This window comes from Streptomyces africanus (assembly GCF_002150735.1).
GTDB classification, from domain to species: Bacteria; Actinomycetota; Actinomycetes; order Streptomycetales; family Streptomycetaceae; genus Streptomyces; species Streptomyces africanus.
In genome coordinates, this window is record NZ_MUKA01000224.1 from 1 (window position 1) to 6554 (window position 6554).

6 protein-coding genes are annotated in these 6554 nt (G+C 71.5%); 4 read left to right on the top strand and 2 right to left on the bottom strand.

Annotated features, from left to right (window positions below):
- From CCL05_RS26185 to CCL05_RS26200, 4 genes are all read left to right on the top strand, one after another.
- A partial coding sequence (locus CCL05_RS26185; protein ID WP_425275945.1) for a low temperature requirement protein A occupies positions 1–1206 on the top strand: 1206 nt, incomplete at its 5' end.
- Between the two features lie 58 nt (positions 1207–1264).
- The gene (locus CCL05_RS26190) at positions 1265–2305 is read left to right on the top strand and encodes a P1 family peptidase (RefSeq protein ID WP_086562949.1); all 1041 of its coding nucleotides are present in this window, start codon (positions 1265–1267) and stop codon (positions 2303–2305) included.
- Positions 2306–2471: 166 nt separating this feature from the next.
- On the top strand, positions 2472–3689 hold the full coding sequence (locus CCL05_RS26195) for a L,D-transpeptidase (protein ID WP_086562950.1): 1218 nt from the start codon (positions 2472–2474) through the stop codon (positions 3687–3689).
- A gap of 178 nt (positions 3690–3867) precedes the next feature.
- Positions 3868–4614, top strand: coding sequence for a DUF6227 family protein (locus CCL05_RS26200; RefSeq protein WP_086562951.1), 747 nt, complete (start codon positions 3868–3870; stop codon positions 4612–4614).
- 12 nt (positions 4615–4626) lie between these two features.
- On the opposite strand, the gene CCL05_RS44925 is transcribed toward CCL05_RS26200, so the two are convergent.
- Together CCL05_RS44925 and CCL05_RS26205 are read right to left on the bottom strand one after the other, a co-directional pair.
- The gene (locus CCL05_RS44925; protein ID WP_158102496.1) at positions 4627–4782 is read right to left on the bottom strand and encodes a hypothetical protein; all 156 of its coding nucleotides are present in this window, start codon (positions 4780–4782) and stop codon (positions 4627–4629) included.
- Positions 4783–4916: 134 nt separating this feature from the next.
- The coding region (locus tag CCL05_RS26205) for a PTS fructose transporter subunit IIC (RefSeq protein WP_244204415.1) at positions 4917–6554 on the bottom strand (1638 nt) is incomplete at its 5' end.

The window sequence follows — 6554 nt, forward strand, 5'->3', positions numbered from 1 at the left end:
CTCCCCTCCCCTGCGTCCAGCCCCTCCGGCGGACCCGGCGTCCGGGGGCCGCTGCGCAGGCTCACGGCCCGGGGCCGCGGCGAGGCGCACCGGGCGGCCTCGCCGCTGGAGCTCTTCTTCGACCTGTGCTTCGTCGTCGCGGTGTCCCAGGCGGGCATCCAGCTGGTGCACTCCGTCGCCGAGGGGCATGCGGGCGAGGGGATCCTCGACTACACGATGGTGTTCTTCGCCGTGTGGTGGGCGTGGATGAACTTCACGTGGTTCGCCTCGGCGTACGACAACGACGACGTGCTCTACCGGGTCGTCACGCTGGTGCAGATCGCCGGTGTGCTGGTCCTCGCGGCGGGGGTCTCCCGGGCGTTCGGGGAGCACGAGTTCTTCGTGGTCTGGCTGGGCTACGTGATCATGCGGCTCGCCATGGCGGCCCAGTGGCTGCGGGCGGCCCGCTCCGCCGAGGGCCCGGAGCGGGCGACGGCTCTGCGCTACGCCGGTGGTCTGCTGGCGTGCCAGGTCGGCTGGCTGGGGCTGCTGTTCCTGCCCGAGGGGGCCAGGCCCTGGTGGTTCCTGGTGATGGCGCTGCTGGAGATGTGCGTGCCGCCGTGGGCGGAGAAGGGCCGTCCCACGTCCTGGCATCCGCGCCATATCGCGGAGCGGTACGGGCTGTTCACCATCATCGTGCTCGGCGAGACGATCGCCGCGGCCACGGTCGCCGTGAAGTCGGGCATCGACGAGAACGACGCCCTGGGCGAGCTCCTCCCCATCGCGGCGGGCGGGCTGCTGATCATCTTCGCCGCGTGGTGGGTCTACTTCGTGGTCCCCATCCACGACCATCTGCGCTCCAACCGGCAGGCGTTCCTGTGGGGCTACGGCCACTACCTGGTCTTCGCCTCGGCGGCAGCGATCGGCGCCGGGCTGGAGGTGGCGGTGGAGCAGACGGTCGGCAAGGCGCACGTCTCCACGCTGGCGGCGTCGGCCGCCGTGACCCTGCCGACGGCTCTGTACCTGCTGACCTTGTGGGCCCTGCACTCGCGCCACTTCAAGTCGGGCATCGCCCAGCAGCTGGTGCTGCCGACGACGGCCCTGTTGGTGATCTGCTGCACGTTCCTCGACGACTGGGCGGTGCTCGCGGCAGGCCTGGTGTGCGCGCTGTCGGTGGTGGCGGCAGAGACCCTGGCCCTGCGCAGGGCCGTCCCCCGGGCAGGCTGACGGCGCCGACCGGCTGGGTGCGCCCGCCGGGGCCGGCGTCTGGACGAGACTGGGCGGCATGACAGTTGACGCTCTGGTGGACGCTCTGACGGATGTCTCCGGCCTGCGGGTGGGGCACGCGACACGGGCCGGCGACGGCTGGCTCACCGGCACCACGGTGGTGCTGGCCCCGGAGGGCGGGGCGGTGGCCGCCGTGGACGTGCGGGGCGGTGGTCCCGGCACCAAGGAGACGGACGCGCTGGACCCGCGCAACGTGGTGCGGAAGGTCGAGGCGGTCGTGCTGACCGGCGGCAGCGCGTTCGGGCTCGACGCGGCTTCGGGGGTGATGGCCTGGCTGGAGGAACGGGGGCGCGGGATCCGGGTCGGGGCGGACCCGGCGCATGTCGTGCCGGTGGTGCCCGCCGCCTGTGTCTTCGATCTGGGGCGCGGCGGCGACTTCCGGGCCCGGCCGGACGCGGCCACCGGCCGGGCGGCGGTCGAGGCGGCCGCGGCGAGCGAGCCCGGCGCGGCGGTGCCCGAGGGGTGTGTGGGCGCCGGTACGGGGGCGGTGGTCGGGGTCGTGAAGGGCGGCGTCGGCGGCGCGTCCGCCGTGCTCGGCTCGGGGATCACGGTGGCCGCGCTGGTGGTGGCCAACGCGGCGGGGTCGGTGCTGGATCCGGAGACGGGGGTGCTGTACGGGGAGTTGTTCCAGGGGCGGGTGGAGTACCCGGAGGCGACGGTGCACGAGGCAGCCCGAAGGCGCCTCGCCGAGACGGCCGCGAGGAGCGCGCCTCCGCCGCTCAACACCACGCTGGCAGTGGTCGCCACGGACGCGGACCTGTCGAAGGCGCAGGCGCAGAAGCTGGCCGGTACGGCACACGACGGCATCGCCCGCGCGGTGCGGCCGGTGCACCTTCTCAACGACGGGGACACGGTGTTCGCGCTGGCGACCGCAGAGCGGACCCTGGACGCCGCGAACCCGCTCGCCCTCAACGAGATCCTCGCGGCGGGCGCGGACGTCGTGACCCGGGCGATCGTACGGGCCGTGCGCGCCGCGGAGCCGGTCGACGGCCCGGGCGGGGCGTGGCCGTCGTACGGGGAGTTGTACGGGGGCCGCTGAACGGACGGGCAGCGCACAGCGGTTCCACAGCGGCGCCGGACATTGTCCCGGCCCTGTAACGGTGATGTCGCTCATGGCGGTCGGACGGAACCCGACCGGCCGCCCGGCCCCTCTTCTCTCACGTACTGGAGCGGACCACGCACATCACACGAACTGGGAGCAGCCCGTGACAACGCCGGACATTGCAGCGCGGCGCACACTGGGGGCATGTGCCGCCCTGATGATCGGCGCCCTGACGCTCACCGCCTGCGGTGGCAGCGCCAACGCCGATGACGACGCCAAGGGTGGCAGCGACTCGGCGAAGACGTCCGTCGCGAAGATCGCCATCTCGGCGAAGGACGGTTCGACCGGCGCCTCCATCAACAAGACCGGCGTGAAGGTCAGCGACGGCAAGCTGACCGACGTGAAGATGACGGTGGCGGGCGGCGGCCAGGCCGTACCGGGCTCGATCTCCTCCGACGGCAAGGCCTGGAAGCCGAAGGAGCAGCTGGAGCGCGGCACCAAGTACCGGATATCGGCGACCGCGAAGGACACGAAGGGCCGTACGGCCGCAGCGAACTCCATCTTCACGACCGTCACCTCGGCGAACAGCTTCATCGGGACGTACACGCCGGACAACGGCTCCACGGTCGGCGTGGGCATGCCGGTGTCGTTCACCTTCGACAAGGCGATCACGAACCGCAAGGACGTGCAGTCGCACATCACGGTCGCGTCCAGCAGCGGGCAGCAGGTCGTCGGGCACTGGTTCGGCTCGCAGCGGCTCGACTTCCGGCCCGAGGAGTACTGGAAGGCCGGTTCCAAGGTCACGATGAAGATCGACCTGGACGGGGTCGAGGGCACGAACGGCGTCTACGGCGTGCAGAAGAAGACGGTCACCTTCACCGTCGGACGCTCACAGGTCTCCACGGTCGACGTCAACACGCAGACCATGACGGTCGTGCGGGACGGCAAGACCCTCAAGACGGTCCCGATCTCGGCGGGCAGCCCGGAACACACCACGTACAACGGGCAGATGGTGATCTCCGAGAAGTTCGTGCAGACCCGGATGAACAGTCGGACGGTCGGGCTCGGCGGGGAGTACGACATCCCGGACGTGCCGCACGCGATGCGCCTGACGACGTCCGGCACGTTCATCCACGGCAACTACTGGTACAACAAGGGCAACCCGCCCTTCGGCCGCCAGGGCACCAGCCATGGCTGCGTCGGTCTGGCGGACGTCCAGGGCGCCGGGGGCAGCACGTCCGCCAAGTGGTTCTACGACAACTCGCTCATCGGTGACGTGGTGGTCGTCAAGAACTCGCCCGACAAGACGGTGGCGCCGGACAACGGGCTCAACGGCTGGAACCTGGACTGGAGCCAGTGGGTCGCGGGCAGCGACGCGTGAGCGGCTGAACGACCGCCCACACTGGAATTTTGACGGACCGACCGGGCCGCGCGGGAACTTTTCGCGCGGCCCGTGCGTTTTCCTTCCCGTACGTTTTCTCGGTTCCCGGACATGATGTCCGATGGAGGGGCTACGGTATGCACCCACAAGGTGACATGCAGCAACGCCGGGAGAAACCTTGAGCGTTCCGTACGAGACGGCAGCGTACGAACCCCACGACTCGCCCGAGTCTCCGGAGGAGCACCTCGCGCGACTCCTCGGCCGCGCCCTGAACTCCTTCGAGCTGCCGGACGAGACGATAAGGCGGCTGGACTGCGCGCTGGCGCACGACGGTTCGCTGCACTCCGCGCACCACAGCGCGGGCCTGCACCGGGAGACGTACCGGCACACCTGGCTGCTCGCCGACGGTTCCGCGCTCACGCTGTGGGAGCTCGTCCACAACACGGCGCCCGGCAGCGAGCCGCAACACGAGGTGTACGTCGACGAGGAGGAGCTGCGCGCCGCCACCACGCGTCTGCCGCTGCCGCCGGACACGACCGACTTCGAGCTGCCGGTGGCGGTGCAGCTGTCCCCGGTCCCCGCGCCCCGGCATGCGTACGCCGGGGTCGACTCGGCGGACCACGCGCGGCGTTTACTGCGCCGCGCGGAGAACGCGGACCGGCCGGGGGCGGACACGGCGGCCTTGCTGGCCACGGCGTCCGGTCACCAGATCACCCAGGCCTTCGGCCGCCCGTGCCGCGCGGGCCGGGCGGGGCTGGGCTACTCGCTCTACGAGCACGCGTTCCTGCTGCGCGACGGCGCGGAGGTCTCCCTGTGGGAGGTGGAGCACACGGCGACGCCGGACGGGCGGCACATGTGCGAGGTGTACGCCAGCGAGGACGCGGCACGCGAGGCGATGGAGCGACGGGCGGCGCGGCTGTCCTAGTTCTTCAGCCCTTCAGCCCTTGTCGCTCAGCCGGCGCGCCAGCTCCGCGAAAGCGTCTCTCTCCTCGGGGGTCAGTTCCGCGGACTCCGACCGGGGGCCCGTCTGCCGCTGTTGCGGGAGGGCGGGGAGAGGGTGGCCTTCGGGCCATCGGGAGACGTGCTCGGGCATGCGCCCCAGTAGACACCACGGCCCGGGACTCAAGGTCCCGGGCCGTGATTTTCGTGATCTATCTCGCAGGTGCCGTGAACGGGTCACACGCCCCGAAAGGGGCGAACCCGCGGCCCGCCCTCAGGCGTTGAGCCTCACGCCGCCACCGGCTGCTTCGCCTCCGCCGACTGAGCCGCGGCCTCGCCGGAGCCCGCTGCGGCGCCCGGGGCCGGCTTGCGCATGCCCTTCAGGACGACCACCAGGGCCGTGGTGACGCAGACACCCGCGGCGATGGCGACCAGGTAGAGCAGCGGGTTGCCGATCAGCGGCACCACGAAGATGCCGCCGTGCGGGGCGCGCAGGGTGGTGTCGAAGGCCATCGACAGGGCGCCGGTGATCGCGCCACCGGCCATCGAGGCCGGGATGACGCGCAGCGGGTCGGCCGCGGCGAACGGGATCGCGCCCTCGGAGATGAAGGAGGCGCCGAGCACCCAGGCGGCCTTGCCGTTCTCGCGCTCGGTGTGCGTGAAGAGCTTGCCGCGCACGGTCGTGGCCAGGGCCATCGCCAGCGGAGGCACCATGCCGGCCGCCATGACCGCCGCCATGATCTTCATCGCGGAGTCGCTGGGGCTGGACACCGCGATACCGGCCGTGGCGAAGGTGTAGGCGACCTTGTTGACGGGGCCGCCGAGGTCGAAGCACATCATCAGGCCGAGGAGGGCGCCGAGCAGGATGGCGTTGCTGCCGGACAGGCCGTTCAGCCAGTTGGTCATGCCCTTCTGGGCCTCGGCGATGGGCTTGCCGATGACGACGAACATCAGGAACCCGACGATCGCCGAGGAGATCAGCGGGATCACCACCACCGGCATGATGCCGCGCAGCGCCGCCGGGATGTTCACCTTCTGGATCGCGATGACCACGCCACCGGCGATCAGACCGGCCGCGAGACCGCCGAGGAAGCCGGCGTTGATGGTCAGGGCGATCGAGCCGCCGACGAAGCCGGGGACGAGGCCGGGCCGGTCGGCCATGCCGTAGGCGATGTAACCGGCCAGGACGGGGACGAGGAAGCCGAAGGCGACGCCGCCGATCTGGAAGAGCAGGGCCGCCCAGCTGTCGGCCTGCGCCCACATGAAGTGGTCCATCACCGACGGGGCCTTGTCGACCTTGTAGCCGCCGATCGCGAAGCCGAGGGCGATCAGCAGACCGCCCGCCGCGACGAACGGCACCATGTAACTGACGCCGGACATCAGCCACTTGCGCAGCTTGGTGCCGTAGCCCTCGCCGGCGTCGCCGGAGCGCTCCACCGGAGTGGCCGGGGCGGATCCGGAGGTGATCTCCCCGCGGGCGGCCTTCTCGCGGACCTCGGCGATGAGTTCCGCGGGGCGGTTGATGCCCGCCTTCACACCGACGTCGACGGTCGGCTTGCCGGCGAAGCGTTCCTTCTCCCGTACGGGCACGTCGTGGGCGAAGATCACGGCGTCCGCCGCCGCGATGACCGACGGGTCGACCCGGGTGAAGCCGGCCGAGCCCTGGGGCTCGACGGTGACCTCGACGCCCGCCTCACGGCCGGCGTTCTCCAGCGACTCGGCCGCCATGTAGGTGTGGGCGATGCCGGTGGGACAGGACGTGACGGCGACGATGCGGAACGGGCGCTCCGCCGCATCGGCGGTCTCCTCGGCGCTGTCGGTGCCGTCGGTGACCGTGGCGGCGGCGGGAGAGGCCGCTCCCGCCGACGCCACGGGGTCTTCGGAGCCGGCCTCGGCAGGCTCCGAAGACCCCGTGGCGTCGGCGGG

What these genes read in the sequence shown, in the direction of transcription:
- CCL05_RS26190 (WP_086562949.1), top strand. Translation starts at nt 1,265, where the DNA reads ATGACAGTTGACGCTCTGGTGGACGCTCTGACGGATGTCTCCGGCCTG.
- CCL05_RS44925 (WP_158102496.1), bottom strand. Translation starts at nt 4,782, where the DNA reads ATGCCCGAGCACGTCTCCCGATGGCCCGAAGGCCACCCTCTCCCCGCC.